The sequence below is a fragment of the Paenibacillus sp. PastM-3 genome, from assembly GCF_029893965.1.
In the GTDB taxonomy this organism is placed as follows: Bacteria; Bacillota; Bacilli; order Paenibacillales; family Paenibacillaceae; genus Paenibacillus_AQ.
In genome coordinates this window covers 1-21,038 of the sequence record NZ_JARXXP010000049.1, presented here as the reverse complement: position 1 = coordinate 21,038, position 21,038 = coordinate 1, and the positions used below count along the sequence as shown (strand labels likewise).

The window sequence follows — 21,038 nt, the reverse complement described above, 5'->3', positions numbered from 1 at the left end:
TAACAGGAGAATCGCTGCTCTGTTTAAATTTTAGACTTTTGAGAAGAGAATGAGCCTGTCACTACCAGTAGAATATCTACTTATGGGACAGCCCCTTTGCATTTGTACGCCGTTATGACCGTTACAGAAAACCGTATCATAATTCTGGTGCCACAGCTACATAGTAAGTTTATTCAAACGATGTACTTCCCGAGTATCCAGCAGCGCTTCAGTTGCCTGTCGATACGCTTGGTAGTGGGGGGAGGCGAGATGCTCCTGAAGCGCGATCTCATCCTTCCAGGATTCATAAAACACGAATTGTTCGGGATGTTCGGGGCTCTCATGCAGAACATACTCCAAACAGCCTTCTTCAGCGCGTGAAGGCACCACGACTTTCAGCAGTTCTTTCCGAAGCTGCTGCTCCTTTCCTTCACGTGCCTTCAGAAAGGCAACAATCGTAACAATAGCCACAAAAAATCTCCTCCTTATAGGGATCTCGTCATCTCTTGCATTCAACTGCGGCCGCAGTCCTTTGCTCAGGGGCTCCGGATCATCTCATCGGCTTCTTTAGATTGTCGTCTGTCCGCCAAAGCTTATTTTACTCCCAGCATTCGCTATAACACAAATACCAGCCGTATGAAAGCAAATTGTACCTGAGGCTCATGGAAAACAGCTGTATTGGCTTACCCTTTTTCTTCAAACTATTACCATTATACTTAACACAGTACGTAACTTAAAGGTATACAGATGGAGTGGGGAAAGCGCCAGTTGCGTCAGTTGTGCCCTGACACTTTGGCTGTTTGAAGTACTCACAATCTATAGTTAATGTAGAAGGCTCTTGGTAGGTCCCTTGCGCTTTAAGAAAACAAACAATAAAAATTTGAAATATATTGTGCTATACTAGCCCTACATTACGAGCATTTTAAGAAGTTAAGAGGGTGATGATTTGGAAAGTATTGTGCCAACAGGCATTCATGGATTAGACAAAATATTATCAGGCGGCTTTCCTCAAGGTTCGGTTATTGTTGTCGAAGGAGCGCCAGGTACGGGGAAAACGACTTTGGGTTTGCAATTTCTATATGAAGGCGCTACAAAAGATAACGAGGGAGGCTTATACATTACCTTTGAAGAACTGCCGAACCAAATATATAAGAATGCCTTATCCTATGGTTGGTATATACATAAACAGGAAGCGAGCAACCTTCTAAGAATCGTTAGTATCTCTCCGGAATTGTTAATGCAAGAGGTGGGAAAACAAGGAGGATTATTCGAGCAAATCGTTCAGGAGGTCAACTGTCGGCGGGTCGTCATAGACAGTATCAGCCTGTTCCGATATGGTTCAGACAACGAAGAGACGTTAAGGAAAAAAATTTACACCCTCAGAAATATCTTGCGTAAGTTGCATATCACATCATTATTCCTACGTGAGCAAACTTACGATCAGTCCGATACGACAGCGTTTGAAAATTATGTCGTGGATGGTGTTATTCGCCTTTCACTGAAGCCGTTGATGGTTAGCCATCGTATACGCACCTTGGAAGTTTTGAAAATGAGAGGCACTAAAATCACTGAAGGGGAGCATAATTTTAATTTTACCGACGCGGGTATCTATCTTTCTCCGCTGTATTCGATGGTTGAAGACCCTGCTTTATCGCAACCAGCGCTCCGCCTGCCAACGGGGATTCCTGGGCTGGACGACTTGCTTCAGGGAGGATTGCCAAAAGGTTCCGTATTCCTGCTGGATACCAACAGTCGAGCTAATTACGAATACATCATCAATGGAATATATTTTGAACGGCTTAGAGAGGGCGACCGGGCCATTATGGTACTATCCAGCACAACTCCCCTCACTTTGCTTCAGCAGTATGCCAAGATGTATGGAGTTTCACTGGAGGAGGAAGTCAGACAGGGAAAGGTTTGTTTTATAGACCATTATAATCGTCCAATCCCTGCCGGGTTTGAAAAATCAACCATATGCCTCGGGGGAATGGATGAAATGGAAGGACAGCGGAGAGTGGAGCAATGGCTAGTTTCCACAGACCAGGACCCACGAGAAGGGAAAGAATGGGTTGTATTTTACGACTTTAACACGGTTTATACATACCGGGGGGCGCAATCTACAAAAAGACTATTTGCGGATGAAGTCGCCCGCTCCAGAACGAACGGAAGCACAGTGCTAGCGCTGTGTAATTTTTCGGAAATGGATCCGGAACTGGCCTCCTTTTTGGAGAGAGTGGGCAATGGCATTATACGTACTTGGGTGGACGGGAATTACCAGTATTTGCAGATTGTCAAATCGCCTGGCGGTTATATGTCTGCTCCTCGCATGATTGAGAATATTTCGGGATATCCGTTTATTCGCTTAGTATAAGGAGGACCGAAATGAGTACTGTGAGGTTGCTTGATTTGCAAATGGAATGTTCGCTGTATTTTGAAGAAAATCCGTACACGATTGAGAACGGGAAAGGCATGGCATTGCGATTAGGCCGAACGGAGGAGGATTTGAAACTGGTGTTGGACAAATTATCCGTTCTAACCATTTTAATAAAGGTTGGCGATGGAGAACAAGCCTATTACCGGTACAACCAGCCTGATGTCCTTCATAAAGTGATTCTATGAGGGATAACATGACGATGATTCGGGAATTGCAGCAAACATATGTTAGAGCGTACGGATTCACCATTACGATTACAGATACTGAAGGGCAGTTGTTGATGACCCCCGTCTATGCTTCCGATCTGGATCAATGGATATACCACAATCTGTTACTATCTAAAGGTTATTTTAGCCGCTTCCCGCAAAGGGAATGGAAACAAGGAGACACTTTGATTTATGACCTTGAAGATACAGGGTTGACTTTTGTTGTAGTTTCGTTAGTTTATTCTGATGAAAAGTCTTACTTAATTTGGGCTGGCCCGATTTGGGAAAATTTCAATGCAGAAACTTTGGAAATACATATGCGGATGAGCAACGTAAATGTGGAGAAGGGGCTTGAATTGGGGCTTGAGCTATTAAGAAACAGGGAACCTTCTATTCATCTTGAACGCAGGATCGTCAGGGAGAAAACCGCGGAATTGGCTGAAGCCCTTTTCGTTTACATGAATTTCGAATTCAAGAAGGAAGGGAATGAGGCTATTCCCCGTCAACTGCTATTGATGATGTCATTCTTAAATGGATTTAAAGGCGATATTCGAAATCTGCTGATGACCTTCCTGGCCAAAAACCCGGTTATCGACTTTGTCGGGTATGCGGAGAACCAACACAGTAACGAATATACCGTTACGCATTATTTTGGCCATGGGTCATCATCCCTTGCGGCTGCGTCGTTTTCGCTTGGCGAAGGTTATCTAGGACAGGTGGCGATTACCGGGGAATCTAGCCACTGGCGATGTTTGCCGAGGGACCCGCGGATGAAGTTTTTTGGTTTGAAAGGGGTCGTACCGACAGAGCTTTTTTGTCATCCTGTTATAATAAATTCCGATGTGGAGGGGCTTTTATTTTATGGAAGCTTGGCCTCGTTGGAAGTCCCGCGGATGGTGGACATTAAAGGGCGGATTATCTCCTATTTCCTGGGGCACTGGGAATCGAAGAATCGTTTGCTCGATGAGCTGGAAACGCAGAAGAGCCTGGTAACGACGTTTATGGAAGTATCCCGGGTGCTCACCTCGGTACGGGACATCAAGCGCATTATGTTCTTGTTGGTGGATATGGCGCTCAATCTGATTCAAGATGCAAGGGCTTCCCTGTTCTTGATCCGGAAGCCGGGGAATATTCACGCCGCCGAATTGGTAACCAGAGGTTTATCCAAAGATATGGCTGATCAGTACGGCAAATTTCTGGCGGCGAAATATTGGCGTCATGGGGACGTTCTGAGGGGACATGAGTTGCCTCCTAAGCCTTACGAGGAAAAGGGAATATATCTGGAGAGCGCTGTAACTGTTCAGGAAGAGGTTGTGGGCGTACTCTGTGTCGTGTTCGAGCAGCAGGTTGGATATTCACCGGAGGAGTACCAATATGTTCTTGATACGCTCGCTTTGATGGGAAGCACTGCTCTGAAGCACTCGATGGTGCAGAAGACCCCTGAGATAAGACCCGTCAACTTGCTGCATGAAGCGATGGGGCAGTGGGACACGGGAAAGTATGAACAAACGCTGGCGATCAAAGACCTCGTGAACGCATTCGGACAAACACTCGATTGGAGCGAGGAAGCCGTCCAGACGGTTTCGGATGCCGGCCTATTGTTTTTTTACGAGTCAGAGCCATTGAGAAAATCCGCGATCCCTGAGGGGATAATTGAAGTTATTGCAAGCTGCCGTGAGATGAAAATCAGTGAGGCAGGAAATGCCCCCTACTCCGATTCGGCACAGCTCTTATTTCTGGTCAGCGAATACGTGATGTATAAAAGGATAACTACGCATCCGCTGATCTTGCCTAAGTTGCTTGAGGAGTTCCGACTTTTTATTGATTACTGGGAAAAGAAGAGTGGAGAAATTCAGATGAGACAAGGTCAGGGTCTTGGGGATCAAGTGGCCCGGTTACCCGGTCTATCTCCTCGTGAGAGGGAAGTTCTTCTGGAGATCACCAAGGGGAGGAATAACAAAGATATTGCCGAAGCCTTATTTATTAGCGAAAATACGGTGAAAAACCATATCACTAGCATATTCAATAAAACGGGCGTGTCCGACCGGATTCAACTTATGACGAAAGTAATCTACCAAATCTAGGAGAACTTTTATCAAAACCTTTCTCGTTTACGAGAAGGTTTTTTTTGTTGGGAGCTCACTCCTAATGTTAGGGAATTAACAGATTAGGAGTGTCAGGTCATGTAGAAAAATGACGAAACATCGATAATTGCTCTAAGGATATCATCACGCGTTTGAAGTACGGGGAACAAATAGCCTACCGTTATTCAGTTCCTCATATCTTGATCTACTCTAAAGGGAAAGAAACGATAGGCCATAGGCCGGAATGAATTAGCTTTATGTTAGAGGAGTGAGTAGAATGCCGGACTCTTTAAACGAAAGGGAAATTAATGATCTGATCGAAAAGTTGAACTTGGACGATGTGTCAATGTTTTCGAATCAGCTGCCTAAGGGAACCCGTAGGGATGTGGAAGACAACGCTTCGGTAACAGGAGATGCGCAGGATGGGTGGATCGAAATCATCGATCAAAAAATTGTTGTCAGAGATCCTGAGAATGGCGGAAATCACGCCATCCTTAAGCCGAAAAAACCATTGAAGCTGAAAGTGAACGAAATGTGGGTGGATTCGGAGATTACAGTGACCTCCGCAGATCGAATTCACTGGGAAGTCGAGGACATTCCGTTGTTTGAGATTACGGTTTCGAATGATAAATTGCAGGCTTACTTCCGGTTGTATTCCAAAGAGCAGTATGCTTGGGTGCTAAACCATTCTTTCAATGGTCCAGATACGGTTGTTTCGGTTAAAGAGGACCCTGATATCTTGCTGAAAACCGTACACCTGAATGATGTCGTTGCCGCACTTGAACGACAGACTATCAGATCGAATCTGGATCTTACAATCGTTCAGTTGGAATTGATGCTTCCAAGCTACAAGCCTGTTTTGGTAGCTAGAGGAAAAGCACCGACACCGGGAATCGATGCAAGATTGGAAATCTATTTCTCCGAGCAAATCGAAAGTCAGTTTTCCGAAGTCCGTGGCGTCGTTAATTTCCGCAATCATTTACATATTCCGTCCGTAAGGAAAGGTGATGTTATTGCTCGGAAAACGTCTTTAGTTGATGGCATCGCTGGTTATGATGTGTTCGGGAACCAATTAGTACCCGAGCCGCCGAATGATATCATTATTATGACAACCTCTTCAGTAGAGCTGACTACAGATGGTGAAATCATTGCTCTCAGGGAAGGTAGACCCAGAGTCACCGGACTTAAAATTAAAACCTTTGACATATCGACTTCCTATATCGTCTCCGGAAATGTGGATATCAAAACTGGAAATATCGTGTTTTCCGGCGACGTTGTGGTGAACGGCGATGTATTAGACAACATGATCATTGAGTCTCTCGGTAACGTGTATATTTCAGGAAGTGTTTTCAATGCGACGATAACGGCAACAGGCAGTATTCAGGTAAGCGGCAATGTAATCGGCAGTAAATTGTATTCGGGTTATTTCGGGGTAATGTTTAACCGCCTGTATAACACCACGAAAACTTTATGCGAAAGAATGGAGAAACTCCTTACTGCGGCAAAAATGTTGAACCAGGCCCTTGAATCGAGGCAACAATCGGTACGTTACGGTCAGATTTTGTTACTGCTGATTGAAAGCAAGTTTACCGATATAATACGTCATATCAACGACCTGTTATTCGTAATATCCAACATCCAACAGATACAGAAGGATGATATTCAAAAATTAAAAATGATGTCGGAAACCCTATTAGCTCCGAACAAAATTCTTGAACTTGGAAGCTATAGCTTTATCAACAGCTATTCTGCCTTGTTGCATACGACTTACCAGGAAATAGCCGGTATGCAGGAAGAGCAAGGCTCGACCCGAATTGGCCAATGCCAGAACAGCGAAATCAAATCGAACGGGGATATCCTGATCTTTCGGGAAGGCGTTTTGTCCAGCCAACTGTTCTCGACGGGGAGCATTGTTTTCAAACATGAGAAAGGGGTATGCCGCGGCTCCCTGCTGGAAGCGAGAGAAAGCATTATTGCCAAAGTTGTCGGTGGCGAAACCGGAGCCGCTTGCACGATCAAGGCCGAAAAAGTTATCTATGTTAAGCAAATGTTCTCCGGGAGGGTATGTGTAGGTCAATACTGCAGGGATATCTTCGAATATATGGAGAATATGCAGTTTAATTTAAGCAATTTGAAACCCAAACCATTATCCGTTATGAATTAACACGGTAAGTTGAAAGTGTGGTAGTGAAATGGTAATGAAACACTTGAAGGAGCACGCAGGGCTTTTTGCTTTAGTTGAAACCTTTGATAAGGTTGTAGATGAAATAAAGGCGTCGATGAGTCGGACAACGGGTCAGGTAATCCTGGATGTGATTGATCAAGAGCTGGAATCCATCAAACTGCTATTAATAAGGATTCCACTATTGGGCCACTACTTATTAAGTTTGGGGAGGCATGATGAATACACTGCTTGCCACAGTATTGGGGTTGCGCTGATTTCGCGGCTAATCGGGAGATCCGAAGGGCTTGGAGATATTCAAATGAAGGAATTAACAGCTGGTGCTGTTTTGCATGATATCGGGAAAATTAGAGTTCCACGAGAAATTCTGCAAAAGCCGGGAAAATTGTCCAAGGAGGAATATGAGCAAATCAAATTCCATGCTGAGTTTGGTTTTGAAATGCTTCAGAACATTAAAGGAATTCCGAGTAGTGCAGCCGTTGTGGCGCTTCAGCATCATGAACGCGAGAATGGAAGCGGCTATCCTTATGGACTTTCCCAGCACGAGATTCATCCCTTCAGTAAAATAGTCGCTGTGGCTGATGTGTTCCATTCGATGATTTCCAAACGGGCATATAAAGATCCGCTACCTTTTTATCATGTTCTGAAAGGCTTGTCAGAAAATATCTATGGTACATTTGAACCCCAAGCGGTTTTACATATTCAAATAACTTTTATGGAAATGTCAATAGGCAGTCAAGTTAGGCTGTCCAACGGACATGAAGGTACTCTTATTGAGATACACCCCGATGATCCCTTATATCCTTTAGTAGAAGTGTGTGGTGAATTGATTGATTTAAGCCAAATTAAGAACCTTCATGTTGAAAGGATTTTTTGAGAAGCGAAACGTAATAAAGCAGGCGATTGGATCTGGCTCGAGGCTTCTTTATCACCTGTCAATGATATTACAGGTGAGAGAGATAGCAGCATTTTAATAGTCTCCAGAGATATCAGCGAGAGATAGAGGTATCTTGAAGAGTTGGAACATAGTTTGCCGTTCTAATGCAAAATTTATCGAGTAAGGATGAAATCATTCATTATATCGAAACTTTTAGCGCACAGCTCGAACAGACTTGGGACATTCCGGGACTTGAGGGATTGAAGGAGCCGTTAAAAGTTAGAGCAAGTATAGGTTATTCTACATTTCCTGACCATGGAGACACGACCAGTAAACTATTAAAACATGCTGATACCAGTCTCTACAAACAAAAGAAACTACGTCATGTCTCCAACCACTACGATATCCCGTTTCGCCATGCCAGAAGAGTAATGCTGCTCTAGGTTCGTTGGGGTGGGGGCTCCTCCACTCCAAGGAATCCCCATACCACTCAGGCAATCCAAAGAATTACTTTCCCTGGCTTACACAATCTTCTTGATGCTACCTCACATCAACCGCTCCATTAATCAAAGGATGTACTTTGATGTCGTATTTAACATTAATTCTCATATTTTCCCAATGCTTCATCCATTGCTCATCCGTTATTTCTTTAGAAAACGGCTTAAGCGAATGGGTTCCGACCTCTAAGGGATCCACTTTCAACTGTTGCATTCTTTTTAATAAATCTGACGTTTGTTCCTCAAGGTAGACCTCCATTTCATGAAATAAATGTTCCAATTGTTCCTCATTTTGAATATTCAATTCTCCCTGGTATTCCTCAATTCTTCCTTTCAATCCCACATGTAAAGACAAGGTTGAATAGTCACTCGATAGTTTCATGCGAACATTGGATCGAATACGTCCTAAACTGATAGAGAACTTTGGAATGGCCAAGACTTTTAGGAAATGATTATTATCCAGAAGTTGGAAAATATTATCGTCCACGTCTTGAATAACCATTACTTCTTTATCGTTTTGGAAGAAGGCTGTTCCTACGTAATTGAAATTGTTGTTATCCGAATGAAAAACCGGCAGGACCGGATCCTTAAAAGGGGAATATACCTTCTTCATAAATGTATGAATATTGACGATGCTCATTTCACCTTGATTATGCTCCTCGTAATGCTTTAACATCCGATAAAGAAAATAATCCTGGTTTTCTTGCTGCGTCAATTGATTTTTTATGTATTCATCAAAATCGCCTCTGACAATCAACAAATAGACACGCATTGAAATATCGGGATCAACCAGTATGGTATTGATCAGCTTTTCAATTCCTCCTTTTTTTGCCAGCTCCTCATTGATTAATAACATTCGCAGCTGCCCCTGCTTTAATTCTCGATAATAAACTAAATTGAACTCCTGGCTTCCCTGCTTTAACAGATCGACTTCCTTGGAGAGAAGACGTTTTTTTTCTTGGATGAGCGGTGGTACTAACGTGCTGATTTTCAACTTTCCTTCCGTCCCCTTGTCAACCGACCAGAAAACTACCGGAGCAATCTCTTCGATCTTATTGTTCTCGACATATGGAGAAGAACAGCCGGCCATCCACATAAGGCTTACAATCGCCAATAAACCATAGTGCTTGTATGGTACCATGCCTACATACTCTCCTTCCGTTTAACTGCTGTGAAAAGGATCGCAGGAACAAGTAAATAAATGAATGCGCCGATCCAGATTTGAATGTTCAGTAACATCTTTTGACCCGGAACCGTTTGCCATAACCATTGATCCATTAAGATAATGCTTATCAGAATGACGAACCAACTCGACAATAATCCGATCCGAGTGGAGCGTTCTTTCATTTTTCTCATAAACACTCTTCCGGCTCCATAAAAACACAACAGAAGAATTGAAATATCAAACACATAATTAAACATATGGAAAGAGATAAGGATGTAATCGATTCGTTCTAAACCGCCCGTTTGAATGTAGCTTCCCATATATCCTATCGGAAAATCGATCTTGCGTAAGTAGGACGAACCGTAAAACAATACCGAAGCAACGAACAATAATGAATATTCCATGATCGACAGCATGTTTCCAATGACCATGTATTTCGATATTTTTTTATTGGAGCTTAACCATGGAACCATAAAAGCCAAATATACCGGACCGGAAAATGCCGACCAAATAAATAACAAACCTTGCCATGATTGACCTGACCATTCAGTGGGGATGAGAGGATACAAATCGCGGTAACTTGCATCCGCTTGAAAGAAAAAAGGAATAAACATGACTACGATCCAAGCCCCGCAAAGAAAGGCGATGACGACAAAACGCAATGTATTCTCCATTCCATGTGAGGCCACAAACAAGCTGATCAAAAGAATGATTAGGATCAGCCACTTTTTATCCATCGATGGAAAAATAAAACTATGGAGCATTTCAACGTATCCCAGTGTGACAATTGAAATTTTTAACAATATGATCAAAAATCCAAGTATTGCGAAAATTTGAACCGCCCGTTTCCCGAAAAGCTGTAAAAATCCTTGATAGCCCTTCGCTGCATAACTGGAAGTAAACCATTTGGACATCATCATCAAATTAAGCTGAGACAGCAGCCCCATCACGACAATTGCCCAAACCATGTATGAATGAACCAAATAAACCGGCATGATTAAAATAAAATAATGCATTTGCATGCGATTCACTAAGAAAAGGAAATAGATGCCGTCAAGGGTGGAAGTTCGATTATATAAGGATAAACTCTTCACTTCTTCATCTCCTGTCGCCATTTCCGTAGTGGTTTTAGATATTTCGGACGAGTTTTCATCCAAATTAAAGGGCCGCGGATAAAGAGATCGTTCCAATCCTTTCCATAAAAAGGAGCAATCGGCGCTAAATAAGGTTGACCTAATGACGTTAATGCATGGAGATGTGCAAGAATCCCGATTAGCCCGATCACGATTCCCGGCAACCCAAGAAACGATGCAAGGATAAGAAGAAGAATTTGCAGCAGCACCATGGATTTTGTTACTTGATAATTGGGAACCAAAAAGAAAGCAATAGCGGATATACCCATCAAAACGATCAATACTTTACTTGCAAAGCCTGCTTCTACAGCCGCTTGTCCAATGACGATACCACCGATAACCCCTAACGTTTGACTGGTTTTGGTCGGCATTCGCAAACTTGCTTCTTTGATGATTTCCAGCGTTATGATCATGAAAAATCCTTCCGCAAACGGAGTAAAGGGCAATTTGCTTCTCGATTCCAATAATACGAAAAGAATCGGCAGCGGAACCATTTGGTAATGAAATGTCGTTAACGCAACATAAAAAGGAATCATCGTCAAAGAAACAACAAAACTTCCGTACCGGATTAAACGTAAAAAACTGGCTACCGGCCAACGAAGGAAGTAGTCTTCCGGCGATTGGATTAGATGGAAAAAAGTAATGGGGGCAATTAAGGCAAACGGTGAATTGGAAACCAATAGCGTCAGCTTTCCCTCACCTAATGCGTAGGCACAGGCATCCGGCCGATCCGTTTGTAGAAACTGCGGAAAGACCGTATGGTTATGATCTTCAATAAAAGCTGCAAGCTGAGAGGAGTCTAAAAATTGATCGAAATCCACACTATTAATTTTCTTTCTTGCAAGGGAAACAAATTCCGGATTAATTAATCCGTCTATGTACAGTAACACAACTTTTGTTTGACTCAGTGAACCGATAGTAAAGCTTTCCGTTTTTAATGTCGCTATAGGCAAACGTCTGCGCAACATTGTAATGTTCTTGTCTATTTGTTCACTGAAGCTGTCTTTCGCTCCATATATAACAGTTTCCGTTTGGGAAGGTTCAACTGCCCGGCCCAGAGGGTTTTCCAGTTGGACGCCTAACCACTGATCATTGACTGAATCGTTTAGAAGAACAAATCCTTGCATTATTTTTTGCTCAGCATCTTCGATCGATATAACATCCGAAACTTTGGCATTGGTTATGCATGAAGAAAGCGAATTGCCGGCAGAACGATCAAGTGGCTGAATAATCGTCTCGTTTAAACGCTCTTGATCGATTAACGTTTTTATGTATACAAGATAGACTGAGGCACTGGTACCCATTCTGTGCTCAACAATTTCGGCATCATCCATATGGTTTAATCTCTGTTTTAATTCATCAAGCCATGTGGACATTTGATGATTTTTCATTTGAGGGTCTTTTTTAACCATAGTCTTCTTCTCCATCATTAAAGTAATTTTCTGGTATTATATTGCTCTGTAATCGAAAAATTATACAACTGGCAATTTTTATTTCAAAGCACCCCGGGTGCCATGTACCAGACTTCGATCCTGCTTCAAAACAATAAGAGCCGGGATTAAGATATCGCTAGTCAATATGTCATGTTAGTTGACATAAACAGTACATTGATTTTATACTAGGTGAGAAAAGCCGTATACCCTTATAAATGGATGTTTATATTAGAGATCAACTGGAAAAGGGATACAGCTTGTACAGAGCAATTTGAAAATTGGTTAGCCGGGACCGGGAAGGCGCTTTTAGGCCTTAGCCCTGTTCCTTTTTTATTCCCCAAAATGATGAATCAGAGGTGAATGAGATGCGGATGGAATATGACCCGTTCGGCAAGGAATTTGACAGTTTGGAAACATTGGCCGACGCGATCAACGACGTGCTTGGCTGCCCGGCTACGATTGAGGATAACAATCACCGGCTGCTGGCGTACAGTTCCCATAATATCCAATTGGACCCTGTCCGGATCGCCAGTATCATCAGCAAGCGTGTTCCGGAAAAGATCGTAAGCAGTTTATGGCTTGACGGGGTGATCCGCCAATTGACGGAGAGCCGAGGACCGCTCAGGATGCCGGCTAATGACGAAGTTGGAATTGGACAGAGGGTCGCGATTGCCATCCGTAATAATGAAGATGTGCTGGGTACGATTTGGGTTATGGAAAATGAAAAGCAGCTGAACGATCGGGAATTATTCCAGCTAACCAAAGCGGCCCAGGCCGCGTCGACAAAGCTTATGCAGCTTCAGAACCAACGAAAGAAAAAGGAAGAGGAATACAAATACTTTTTGTGGATGCTGCTGACTGGTCATTTCACAGCCCCGGCCCAAATCAAGCAAAAAGCCCGCGATATCGGCATTTCGCTGCCTCCTTTATTTCAAGTTTTTGTTGTGCAGGCCTCTGAGGAGATGGAGGACAAGTTAGCTCGTCAAATCAGGTCTATGCTGGAGGCGTCCCCAGACGTTCAGACACCTCTGCACGTTATCGATCATAACCGCCTCATTATGCTCTGCTCTCCTTCTTTTCAACAAACCATACAAAAGACTTACACCAAGTCGCTCACAAGCTTGATCGGCAAACTGGAGTCCGCCTTTCCCCAAGTTATGGCAGGCTGCGGTTCACTGGTCGAGGAGTATGAGAAAGCCCAGAAAAGCTTTCAGGAAGCGCAGTCTGTTCTTCTCATCAAGCATAACTTCCCCGATAAAAGGAGCCGTATTATTCAATACTCGGACCTTGGTTACTACCGGTTTCTCCCGATGATCAAGAAAGAAGTAAGCACGGAAAGCTTTAATAACGCCAATCTCCAGCATCTGGTGGAATATGACCGGGAGCATAACGGCAACCTCGTTGACACGCTCGAAGTATTTCTAGGATACGATTGCAATGTGAAGGTCGCTGCCGAGATTCTTCATATTCATGTCAATACACTGAATTACCGGCTGAAACGAATTTCCGACATCGGCAGAATTGATCTGACGGACATGGACCAGAAGGTTACCCTCTATCTGGAGCTTCGAGCCTTAAAGCTTGCCGAAAGCTGATATGTTTAATTTCACAACATACCCTTCATATTTTCTTGTTCTCAGACAAAGCCATCCCGCTCTTTTCCCTATATACTCAGATCAAGCAATGGAAGAAAATATAACGTAATAAACATTTGGAAGGAGGATAGGGACATTATTAACCTTTTAGGCAAAGAACAATGTCAATAAAACTGACATTAAAGGGTAGCGCTAATTCATGAAGGTGGTGGAGATTATAACAGCTGATCATTCGGTGGAAAAGGGCAAAGTGGAAGTGAAAGGAATTGATTTTATTCCCGAAACTGAACGTAATTCAAGACCTTTGAATGTGTTCTTTGTACTAGGGGGCGCGCAGCTTTGCTTTTCGGTCATGATTATTGGCGGTCTGCCGGTCGTTTTCGGCTTAGGCTGGTGGGATTCGTTCTGGGCCATTACCGCAGGCTTACTGCTGGGGTCTCTGTTAATAGCACCAATGGCGCTGCTGGGGCAGAAGACGGGGACAAACGGGCCGGTAAGCAGCGGAGCGCATTTTGGCTTAAAGGGAAGGGCGGTAGGCGCGGTGTTGACCGTATTTGTATCGCTTGGCTTTTATGCACTTACGGTTTGGACCGGTGCACAGTCTCTTATCTACAGTGCCCATAAGCTGCTTGGCTGGCCCGAGAGTAACAGCATCCTGGCTGTCGGGGCGATTCTGATAAGCGTGACTACCAGTATCGTAGCCACGTATGGCCACTCCATTATCGTGGTTATTGAAAAGATCGGTGCATGGCTGATTGGCGCGATTCTGGTCGCCACCATCTTCGTACTCATGCCTGAGTTCGATCCGGGATATGAGGGAGGAGCCTATCTGCTGGGAGGATATTGGCAGACCTGGCTGCTCTCGGCGAGCCTGGCGCTGTCGATCCCCGTTTCCTGCGCGACATTCATCAATGATTACTCCCGTTATATCCCGAGCCGGACGAGCGCCCGCTCCCTGATGTTCGGAACCGGCGCGGGAATGTTTACGGGATGCTGGATCGGAATGATTGTTGCCGCTTATGTGACAACGATGTTCGCAGATCTCAATGTCCCGCTCGTACAAGGGATGATCGAATTGGTACCCGGTTGGTTTGTGGTGCCTCTGGTTCTGGTTGGCGTTATTGGTAGTTTGACACAGGGCAGTTTTGCATTGTACGGGGCCGGGCTCGGACTGGAGTCTCTCGGGCTTGGCGCAAATCGTGTGATTCCGACGGTTGCCATGAGTATTCTGGGATTTGCTGTTGTGATGCTAATTGTCTTTGTATACGACGCTACCTCGCTGATCAACGCTTTTGTCACGATCATTCTCGTTGCCATTTCACCGTGGCTGACTATTAATCTTGTAGGCTATTTCTATCTAAGAGGTCTTTATAACCCACAGCAGTTGCACCTAAAGGACGGGGGCATGTACTGGTATAAAAGCGGCTACAACCTATCCGCCATGCTGTCCTGGACGGTTGCGGTTATTATCGGTCTGATGTTTACAAGCACAACTGTTTTTACGGGGCCTTTGGTGCAGTTTGTGGGCGGTATGGATATAAGCTTTGTCTCATCTGCTATCATCGCGGCGCTGGTCTATTACCTGCTGATCCGCAAATTTATGGACAGGCCCGGCAGTGTATTGGACGGAGGCGTGGCCGAAAGCGCCTGAGGCTCATTTAAAGTTGATTGATACTAATACTAATTCTAATAAGAGGTGATACCGTGGAAAAAGTAAGAATTATGCCTGAAAACCACTGGAACTGGAGTATGCCGGTACCCTTTTCACAAGGCTGGAAAGTAGGAAACCTGATTTTTGTAGGAGGTCAGATCTCGGCGGATGAGAACAGTAATACGATTGGCGTGGGAGACATCGAAGTACAGACGCGCAATTGCTTCGAAAACATCCGCAAAGTGCTGAATGAGGTCGGAGCCGATATGAAGGATATAGTGAAGCTGAACACCTATTATGTATTTGAGGGAGATGAGAGCGAGGCAACTGATTTCTGGGAGAAAATGACCAAAGTTCGTATGGAATATATCAAAGAGCCCGGACCGGTCGGCACGGCGATCCGAATTTCGGGATTCGCATTCAAGGATCTTCTCATTGAGGTTGAAGCGATTGCTGTCGTCGGCGATAGTGAATAACGGCGCTCTATATACTACTATCACTTTGTACAGGAGGAATTTCTATTGATTACTAACCCTGTTCCCTGGCCGAACGGCGCGAAATGTGCAGTGGCGATCACCTTTGATATGGATACGGACAGCATCCTTCATCTGGCACACCCGGATACGGCTGACACGAGAATATCAACGATGTCCTGGCTCAAGTACGATGAAGTCGCCGTGCCGCGCATTTTAGCGATGTACAAAAGGCATGAGCTTAAACAGACCTTTTTTATACCGGCCTGGTGTATTGAACGGTATCCGAAAACGGTTGAGCTTATCCTTAATGACGGCCACGAAATCGCCCATCACGGCTATCTCCACGAGCATCCCAACGAATTGTCGGCCGAGGAGGAGCTGGGATTTCTGCACCGCGGCATTGAGATCATTGAGAAGTTTACGGGACAGCGTCCACGGGGCTGGAGAGCACCGATGTACAATTTTTCGAAGCATTCGGCTGATTTTCTGGCACAGGAAGGGTTTCTGTACGATTCTTCCCTGATGGGCGACGATATTCCTTATGTGTTGAAAGGGAAATCGGGTGAAATTATCGAATTGCCGACGCATTGGGCGCTCGATGACTGGCCCCAATATACGCACAACGGTGAACTGGGATACGTCATGCCCATCAACTCGCCGAACCGCGCCATGGAAGTATTTCTCTCCGAGTTCGATGCAGCGTGGAAATACGGGGGCATGTGGATCTCGGTGTGGCATCCGTTCGTATCGGGCAGGCTGGCCAGGTGTTCAAAGATTGATGAAATGATCGATTATATGAAGGATAAAGGAGACGTCTGGTTCGCAACCCTCGAAGAAATCGCGATGCATGTGCGTAAATGCATAAACGATGGGAGCTATACGCCCCGTGTGGACCAGCTCCCATATTACGAAGGCCGGATTCCTGAACTGCCGTTTAATCTAAACCAACATTAAAAGGGGGCTAATGCATGATCGCCACAAAAAGCAAGCTTATAGAAGTGTTAAGCAAAGGACCGGAGCCGCATCTTATGACCGGAGAGCAGTACAAGGAAAGCCTGAGGGATGGCCGCAGAGTTATCGATTCTAACGGGAATGTAATCGAAGACGTGGTAACTCATCCTGCCACCAGACGCGGCGTTGAGAATTTGGCCAAAATTTATGATGCCCAGTTCGATCCCGCAACCCGTGACATTACAACGTTTATTAACCCGGAGGATGGCAAACGATACAGCACGGGCTGGCTCGTCCCTAAAACGAAGGAGGACTTGAAGCGCCGGCGGGAGATGCTCCGCTTGAGTACTTACAGTACACTCGGTGTATTTGGGCGCCCGAACGATTATGGCTCGATGATGGCCATGGGCTTTTTGTCCATCATCGACAAAATCGAAAAGGAAAACCCCGAGTATGCGGAAAACGTTCGCCGGTTTATCGATTTCAGCCAAAAGCATAACGTAATGAGCGCGGATCTTATTCCTGACGTGCAGACCGACAAAAACCTGCCCTCGATTGAGAAAAAAGGCGTCCTCCGCGTGGTGGAGGAGCGGTCCGACGGTATTATTGTCAGCGGAGCGAAGCCGTGCGGTTCCGTAGGCGTGCAAGGGCATTTTGCAACTGTCTCGACGGCAACTTCCCCGAATCTGGACCCTGATGCCGCGCTCTGGTGCGCGGTCCCGATCAATTCGCCGGGAGTAACGCTAGTGCTCCGGGAACCGGTTACCTCTCCCGATTCCAGCTTTGAGGACCATCCCATCGACTCGCGCGGTGAGGAACTGGACAATATGATGATATTTGACAAGGTGTTTATTCCAAGGGAATATATTTTCAGTCTTCGCAACACAACATTGCTCGGTCTGTACCGGGAGTCATGCGCACTTTGCCACTGGCATATTCTATCGCGGCTGATGTACCGTTCCGAAATATTCATGGGTGCTGCCCAGTCGATTGTCGATATTCTCGGTACCGATTCCTTTCAGGGTGTGCGGGATGCCGTATCCGAGGTTGTTTCTTATTCCGCATCGCTTAAAGCGCATATTCTCGCATCCGAAGAAGAAGCTGTATTATGGAATGATGTTCTGGTGCCGTCGACCGAATTTGTTACCGCGGGCAGGCTGCAATCAATCGAACTGTATCCCCGCGTCATGCATATTCTCCGCGACCTCAGCGGGCAGGGCTTGATCAGCCGTTTCACCGGCAAAACGATGGACCACCCGGAGATCGGTCCGATCCTGGAATCCTATTTGCCAGGAGCGGGAGTAACAGGGCGGGAGAAAAACCTGTTCTTCAATTTCCTGTGGGATCTTGCCTGCAGCAGCCATTCCACCCGGGTCGCATTATTCGAAAATACAAACTCTACCAACGCGCCGGTCGTTCGCTCAGAACTTTACCGTTCCTACGACCGTTCTGAACAAGTGAACTTTATTCGTGAATATCTCCATCTGCCAAAAATCGAACGCCACATTACAAGACTGTATAAATCGGATTTGAAATAATTCAATCTAACAGGTGGGCAGGGATATGGGATATTGGGAACAACGCGTTATGGAGCACTTTGACCCGGATGAGGCTGTACAGGTTCTGCAACAATTTATCCGTATTAATACAGTTAATCTTCCGGGTAACGAAAGGCCATTGGCGGAAGCCATTGAGGATATCGCCCGCCGCGAAGGGATAGAAGCCGTTGTCGACGAGTTGGAGCAAGGCCGCGCCAATATTTTACTCAGCTTAGGCGAGAAGGACAGCCCCGGTGAAACGCTGGTATTCAGCGGACATACCGATACAGTTCCCGTTGGCGAAACGGGGTGGACGTACGGTCCTTGGTCCGGTGATATTGAGGAGGACAGGTTATACGGACGCGGCGCTTCGGACATGAAATCGGGGCTGGCTGCGATGGTGATGGCCATGGTTCTATTGCATCGGTCGGGCGTGCCGCTGCGCGGCAAGCTGCTGCTTGCTGCTTCCGCAGGGGAAGAGGTTGACTGTCTGGGTGCGCGAGCCTTCGTTGCATCAGGCCGGCTGCAGCCAAGCTCCGCAGGTAGGCCTCCCGCTTTTGTTATTGGAGAGCCAACAGACGGGAGGCTGTTCACAGCCCATAAAGGCGCCATTTGGCTGAAAGCGGCAACCTCCGGGCAGACCGCCCACGGCTCCGCACCGGAGAAGGGAATTAACGCGATTTTACGTATGAACTCGTTGATTACGGCTCTGGAGCAGCTTAAGCTGCCGGAGGAGGTTGATCCTCTTCTGGGCAGCTGCACCTTCAGTATTAACCGGATAAGCGGCGGTGTTGCTACAAATGTCGTGCCCGACCGGTGTGAGATTATTATCGATATTCGCACTATTCCTGCCGTGACGCATAAAGAAATTCTTTGCTCGCTGGAAGCGGTTATAGACAATCTTGATTTTGAAGTAGAACTGGATGTATTTAATGAGAGGGAGCCGGTATCGACCACTGCCGATGATCCGCTGGTGCAAGCGGCAGTCCGTGTGCTTGGCGCAAGGGACGGCGAAGTGCAGCCTGAGGGTGTCGCTTATTATACGGATGCCTCCATTTATCAGCCGGCTCTGGGATCGCCTGTCATCCTTTACGGTCCGGGATTGGTCCGGATGGCTCACCAACCCGATGAGTACGTGCCGGTATCGGCTTACCTGAAATCTATCGAAGGTTACATCCGTATCGCCCTCGACTATTTGGGAGAATAAAACGGGTTGCCGCTATTTATGCCGGGAGGTTAAGCCATGGAGAAGATTATCGAGCGGTTCAACCGGTCCATGGACCTGTTGACTGCGGGTTTGACTATAGTGACAACGGAAATCGAAGGCCGTCCATGGGGACTGACTGTAAGCGCCTGCTGCCGGATATCATCGCAGGAGCCGCTGTTGATGGTCAGCCTGCTGACCAAGACCGCTGCTGCCGAAGCGATCGGTCAACAGGGCAAATTCGGCGTCAGTTTGCTGAATTTCGCTCAAAGGGATACCGCCAACGCGGGGGCGAAGCCGGGCGTACCCAAATTTTTTGAAATGTATGTATCCCCTCATGCAGACGGGAGTACTTATTTGATTAAGGGCGCGCTTGCTCATGTCCACTGTTCAGTGGAAGAGCGGTTTGAGACAGGGGACCACACACTGTTTGTAGGACGCGCTGAGGAGGTCACTATGGATGACGGGAACGAGAATTCCGAGATGCCGCTGCTGTATTTCAATCGTCAGTTCGGAACCTTCACGGGTTTCCGATGAAGATTGTCGAACTTGGCTACCCCGATAACGATGTTGCCGATACCTTGTTCTCCAGCGTTGCCGTGGGGAATTTCGACGGTGTGCATATAGGTCACCAGCATGTGATCAGAAGGGCGAAGAGTCTGGCCGAGAAGAGCGGGCTAAAGTCTGGTGTTATGACCTTTCACCCCCATCCGAGGCAAATTCTGCAGGGGGACAATGGAGCTGCATACAGCATTATGTCCTTGCAGCGAAAGCTTGAGCGTATTGAGGAGCTGGGAGTCGATCTGTTATACTTGCTCCGGTTTGACCGGCATATGGCAAAACTCACGCCGGATGAATTCGTGAACCGTTATATCCTTGCTAATCATATTCGTGAGCTGGTAGTCGGGTATGATTTCCGTTTCGGCTGCAAAGGCAGCGGGAATACGGATACACTTCGGAACCTGAGCCTGCAAACAGGCGGATTTGGTTTCCATGTCGTGCTTCCCGTAACGTTGGACGGTGACAAAATCAGCTCGACCCGCATCCGGAATTGTATAGCAGGCGGAAGAATGGAAGAGGTTCACAGGTTGATGGGCGGGCATTACAGAATAGAAGCTGTTGCGGGGCCGGCCATCAATGCTCGCAACCACCGTTTCGCAGAGATGACTATAGAGGCACAGGCCGTCACCGGTTGTCTGATGCCGGCGCCGGGTGTTTACCAAGCGGAGATTCGCTGGAGAGGGCAAAGGCAAAGAGCCCGGGTCGAGGTTGGCTGTGCAACCGGCGAATTGAAGCTTTATATGCCGGCTGTGGATCGTTCGCTGTATGGAGCCTGTATCATGATCGATTTTTTGGAGGTTGCGGCAGGTGAGCGGCGGATAGAAGTGGGCGGAGTGAAATCTGAATAAACAATGTCTTGTTCTGTGAATATTCACGGGTTCTCTTTTGAAGTGCAAAGAACACAAATGGTAAGCGTATTGACAGTTAAATTGGCATACAATAACGAAAAAGCCAGCCATGTATTGGTTGGCTTTTTAGTGGTACGCCCAGCATGGGCGTCATCTCTAGGGTGAAAGTCCCGAACGGGGGCTGGCAAGCGCCTACCGATAGCCAAGGGCAAGGGTGTCCACCG

18 protein-coding genes and 1 pseudogene are annotated in these 21,038 nt (G+C 46.1%); 15 read left to right on the top strand and 4 right to left on the bottom strand.

The genetic code is table 11. The features are described 5' to 3' along the window. Nucleotides 1-156 precede the first annotated feature (156 nt). On the bottom strand, nucleotides 157-450 hold the full coding sequence (locus M2108_RS30375; RefSeq protein ID WP_277473176.1) for a putative quinol monooxygenase: 294 nt from the start codon (nucleotides 448-450) through the stop codon (nucleotides 157-159). A 475-nt stretch (nucleotides 451-925) separates the two neighbouring features. Between M2108_RS30375 and M2108_RS30370 the strand changes: the two genes are divergently transcribed. The 7 genes and pseudogenes from M2108_RS30370 to M2108_RS31740 all read left to right on the top strand — a co-directional run bounded on the left by M2108_RS30370 (nucleotide 926) and on the right by M2108_RS31740 (nucleotide 8,205). Then, nucleotides 926-2,350 carry an RAD55 family ATPase gene (locus M2108_RS30370; RefSeq protein WP_277473177.1) on the top strand — a complete coding sequence of 475 codons (1,425 nt, stop codon included), beginning with the start codon at nucleotides 926-928 and terminating at the stop codon, nucleotides 2,348-2,350. 11 nt (nucleotides 2,351-2,361) lie between these two features. After that, nucleotides 2,362-2,598, top strand: a complete 237-nt coding sequence (locus tag M2108_RS30365; protein WP_277473178.1) for a hypothetical protein — start codon at nucleotides 2,362-2,364, stop codon at nucleotides 2,596-2,598. Nucleotides 2,599-2,606: 8 nt separating this feature from the next. Continuing rightward, the gene (locus M2108_RS30360; RefSeq protein WP_277473179.1) at nucleotides 2,607-4,703 is read left to right on the top strand and encodes a response regulator transcription factor; all 2,097 of its coding nucleotides are present in this window, start codon (nucleotides 2,607-2,609) and stop codon (nucleotides 4,701-4,703) included. 277 nt (nucleotides 4,704-4,980) lie between these two features. Further along, entirely contained in the window at nucleotides 4,981-6,867 is a 1,887-nt protein-coding gene (locus M2108_RS30355; RefSeq protein WP_277473180.1) for a FapA family protein, read from the top strand. A 28-nt stretch (nucleotides 6,868-6,895) separates the two neighbouring features. Next, nucleotides 6,896-7,762, top strand: coding sequence for an HD-GYP domain-containing protein (locus tag M2108_RS30350; protein ID WP_280777322.1), 867 nt, complete (start codon nucleotides 6,896-6,898; stop codon nucleotides 7,760-7,762). 21 nt (nucleotides 7,763-7,783) lie between these two features. Then, nucleotides 7,784-7,888: pseudogene (locus M2108_RS31745) on the top strand (hypothetical protein); the annotation flags it as partial. A 38-nt stretch (nucleotides 7,889-7,926) separates the two neighbouring features. Continuing rightward, the gene (locus tag M2108_RS31740) at nucleotides 7,927-8,205 is read left to right on the top strand and encodes a diguanylate cyclase domain-containing protein (protein ID WP_277506466.1); all 279 of its coding nucleotides are present in this window, start codon (nucleotides 7,927-7,929) and stop codon (nucleotides 8,203-8,205) included. Nucleotides 8,206-8,302: 97 nt separating this feature from the next. Here the strand turns inward: M2108_RS31740 and M2108_RS30345 are convergent, their stop codons facing one another. From M2108_RS30345 to M2108_RS30335, 3 genes are read right to left on the bottom strand one after another with little or no spacing between them, the layout of a single operon-like run. Further along, on the bottom strand, nucleotides 8,303-9,400 hold the full coding sequence (locus M2108_RS30345) for a Ger(x)C family spore germination protein (protein ID WP_277473182.1): 1,098 nt from the start codon (nucleotides 9,398-9,400) through the stop codon (nucleotides 8,303-8,305). 2 nt (nucleotides 9,401-9,402) lie between these two features. Further along, entirely contained in the window at nucleotides 9,403-10,518 is a 1,116-nt protein-coding gene (locus M2108_RS30340) for a GerAB/ArcD/ProY family transporter (protein WP_277473183.1), read from the bottom strand. Further along, complete coding sequence (locus tag M2108_RS30335) at nucleotides 10,515-11,969, bottom strand: spore germination protein (RefSeq protein WP_277473184.1); 1,455 nt, start codon at nucleotides 11,967-11,969, stop codon at nucleotides 10,515-10,517. The genes M2108_RS30340 and M2108_RS30335 overlap by 4 nt, the downstream gene beginning before the upstream one ends. Before the next feature lie 386 nt (nucleotides 11,970-12,355). Here M2108_RS30335 and M2108_RS30330 point away from each other — a divergent pair, with 386 nt between their 5' ends. From M2108_RS30330 to M2108_RS30295, 8 genes are all read left to right on the top strand, one after another. After that, nucleotides 12,356-13,585, top strand: coding sequence for a PucR family transcriptional regulator (locus M2108_RS30330; RefSeq protein ID WP_277473185.1), 1,230 nt, complete (start codon nucleotides 12,356-12,358; stop codon nucleotides 13,583-13,585). A 199-nt stretch (nucleotides 13,586-13,784) separates the two neighbouring features. Beyond that, complete coding sequence (locus M2108_RS30325; protein WP_277473186.1) at nucleotides 13,785-15,236, top strand: purine-cytosine permease family protein; 1,452 nt, start codon at nucleotides 13,785-13,787, stop codon at nucleotides 15,234-15,236. Nucleotides 15,237-15,289: 53 nt separating this feature from the next. Then, nucleotides 15,290-15,712, top strand: coding sequence for a RidA family protein (locus M2108_RS30320; protein WP_277473187.1), 423 nt, complete (start codon nucleotides 15,290-15,292; stop codon nucleotides 15,710-15,712). 45 nt (nucleotides 15,713-15,757) lie between these two features. Beyond that, nucleotides 15,758-16,666, top strand: a complete 909-nt coding sequence (locus M2108_RS30315) for a polysaccharide deacetylase family protein (RefSeq protein ID WP_277473188.1) — start codon at nucleotides 15,758-15,760, stop codon at nucleotides 16,664-16,666. Nucleotides 16,667-16,680: 14 nt separating this feature from the next. After that, nucleotides 16,681-18,201 (top strand): 4-hydroxyphenylacetate 3-hydroxylase N-terminal domain-containing protein, encoded by a 1,521-nt coding sequence (locus M2108_RS30310; protein ID WP_277473189.1) that lies wholly within the window; start codon nucleotides 16,681-16,683, stop codon nucleotides 18,199-18,201. Between the two features lie 25 nt (nucleotides 18,202-18,226). Continuing rightward, a complete protein-coding gene (locus tag M2108_RS30305) occupies nucleotides 18,227-19,408 on the top strand; it encodes a M20 family metallopeptidase (protein ID WP_277473190.1) in 1,182 nt (393 codons plus the stop codon). Between the two features lie 36 nt (nucleotides 19,409-19,444). Beyond that, nucleotides 19,445-19,942 carry a flavin reductase family protein gene (locus M2108_RS30300; protein WP_277473191.1) on the top strand — a complete coding sequence of 166 codons (498 nt, stop codon included), beginning with the start codon at nucleotides 19,445-19,447 and terminating at the stop codon, nucleotides 19,940-19,942. Next, the gene (locus tag M2108_RS30295; RefSeq protein ID WP_277473192.1) at nucleotides 19,939-20,814 is read left to right on the top strand and encodes an FAD synthetase family protein; all 876 of its coding nucleotides are present in this window, start codon (nucleotides 19,939-19,941) and stop codon (nucleotides 20,812-20,814) included. Before M2108_RS30300 ends, M2108_RS30295 begins: the two co-directional genes overlap by 4 nt. Nucleotides 20,815-21,038: the final 224 nt, after the last annotated feature.

Bases quoted from the DNA above. Each gene is read 5' to 3' on its own strand.
- M2108_RS30300 (WP_277473191.1), top strand. From the start codon at position 19,445: ATGGAGAAGATTATCGAGCGGTTCAACCGGTCCATGGACCTGTTGACT.
- M2108_RS30350 (WP_280777322.1), top strand. From the start codon at position 6,896: ATGGTAATGAAACACTTGAAGGAGCACGCAGGGCTTTTTGCTTTAGTT.
- M2108_RS30335 (WP_277473184.1), bottom strand. From the start codon at position 11,969: ATGGTTAAAAAAGACCCTCAAATGAAAAATCATCAAATGTCCACATGG.
- M2108_RS30305 (WP_277473190.1), top strand. From the start codon at position 18,227: ATGGGATATTGGGAACAACGCGTTATGGAGCACTTTGACCCGGATGAG.
- M2108_RS30355 (WP_277473180.1), top strand. From the start codon at position 4,981: ATGCCGGACTCTTTAAACGAAAGGGAAATTAATGATCTGATCGAAAAG.
- M2108_RS30325 (WP_277473186.1), top strand. From the start codon at position 13,785: ATGAAGGTGGTGGAGATTATAACAGCTGATCATTCGGTGGAAAAGGGC.
- M2108_RS30365 (WP_277473178.1), top strand. From the start codon at position 2,362: ATGAGTACTGTGAGGTTGCTTGATTTGCAAATGGAATGTTCGCTGTAT.
- M2108_RS30345 (WP_277473182.1), bottom strand. From the start codon at position 9,400: ATGGTACCATACAAGCACTATGGTTTATTGGCGATTGTAAGCCTTATG.
- M2108_RS30360 (WP_277473179.1), top strand. From the start codon at position 2,607: ATGACGATGATTCGGGAATTGCAGCAAACATATGTTAGAGCGTACGGA.
- M2108_RS30295 (WP_277473192.1), top strand. From the start codon at position 19,939: ATGAAGATTGTCGAACTTGGCTACCCCGATAACGATGTTGCCGATACC.
- M2108_RS31740 (WP_277506466.1), top strand. From the start codon at position 7,927: ATGCAAAATTTATCGAGTAAGGATGAAATCATTCATTATATCGAAACT.
- M2108_RS30330 (WP_277473185.1), top strand. From the start codon at position 12,356: ATGCGGATGGAATATGACCCGTTCGGCAAGGAATTTGACAGTTTGGAA.
- M2108_RS30310 (WP_277473189.1), top strand. From the start codon at position 16,681: ATGATCGCCACAAAAAGCAAGCTTATAGAAGTGTTAAGCAAAGGACCG.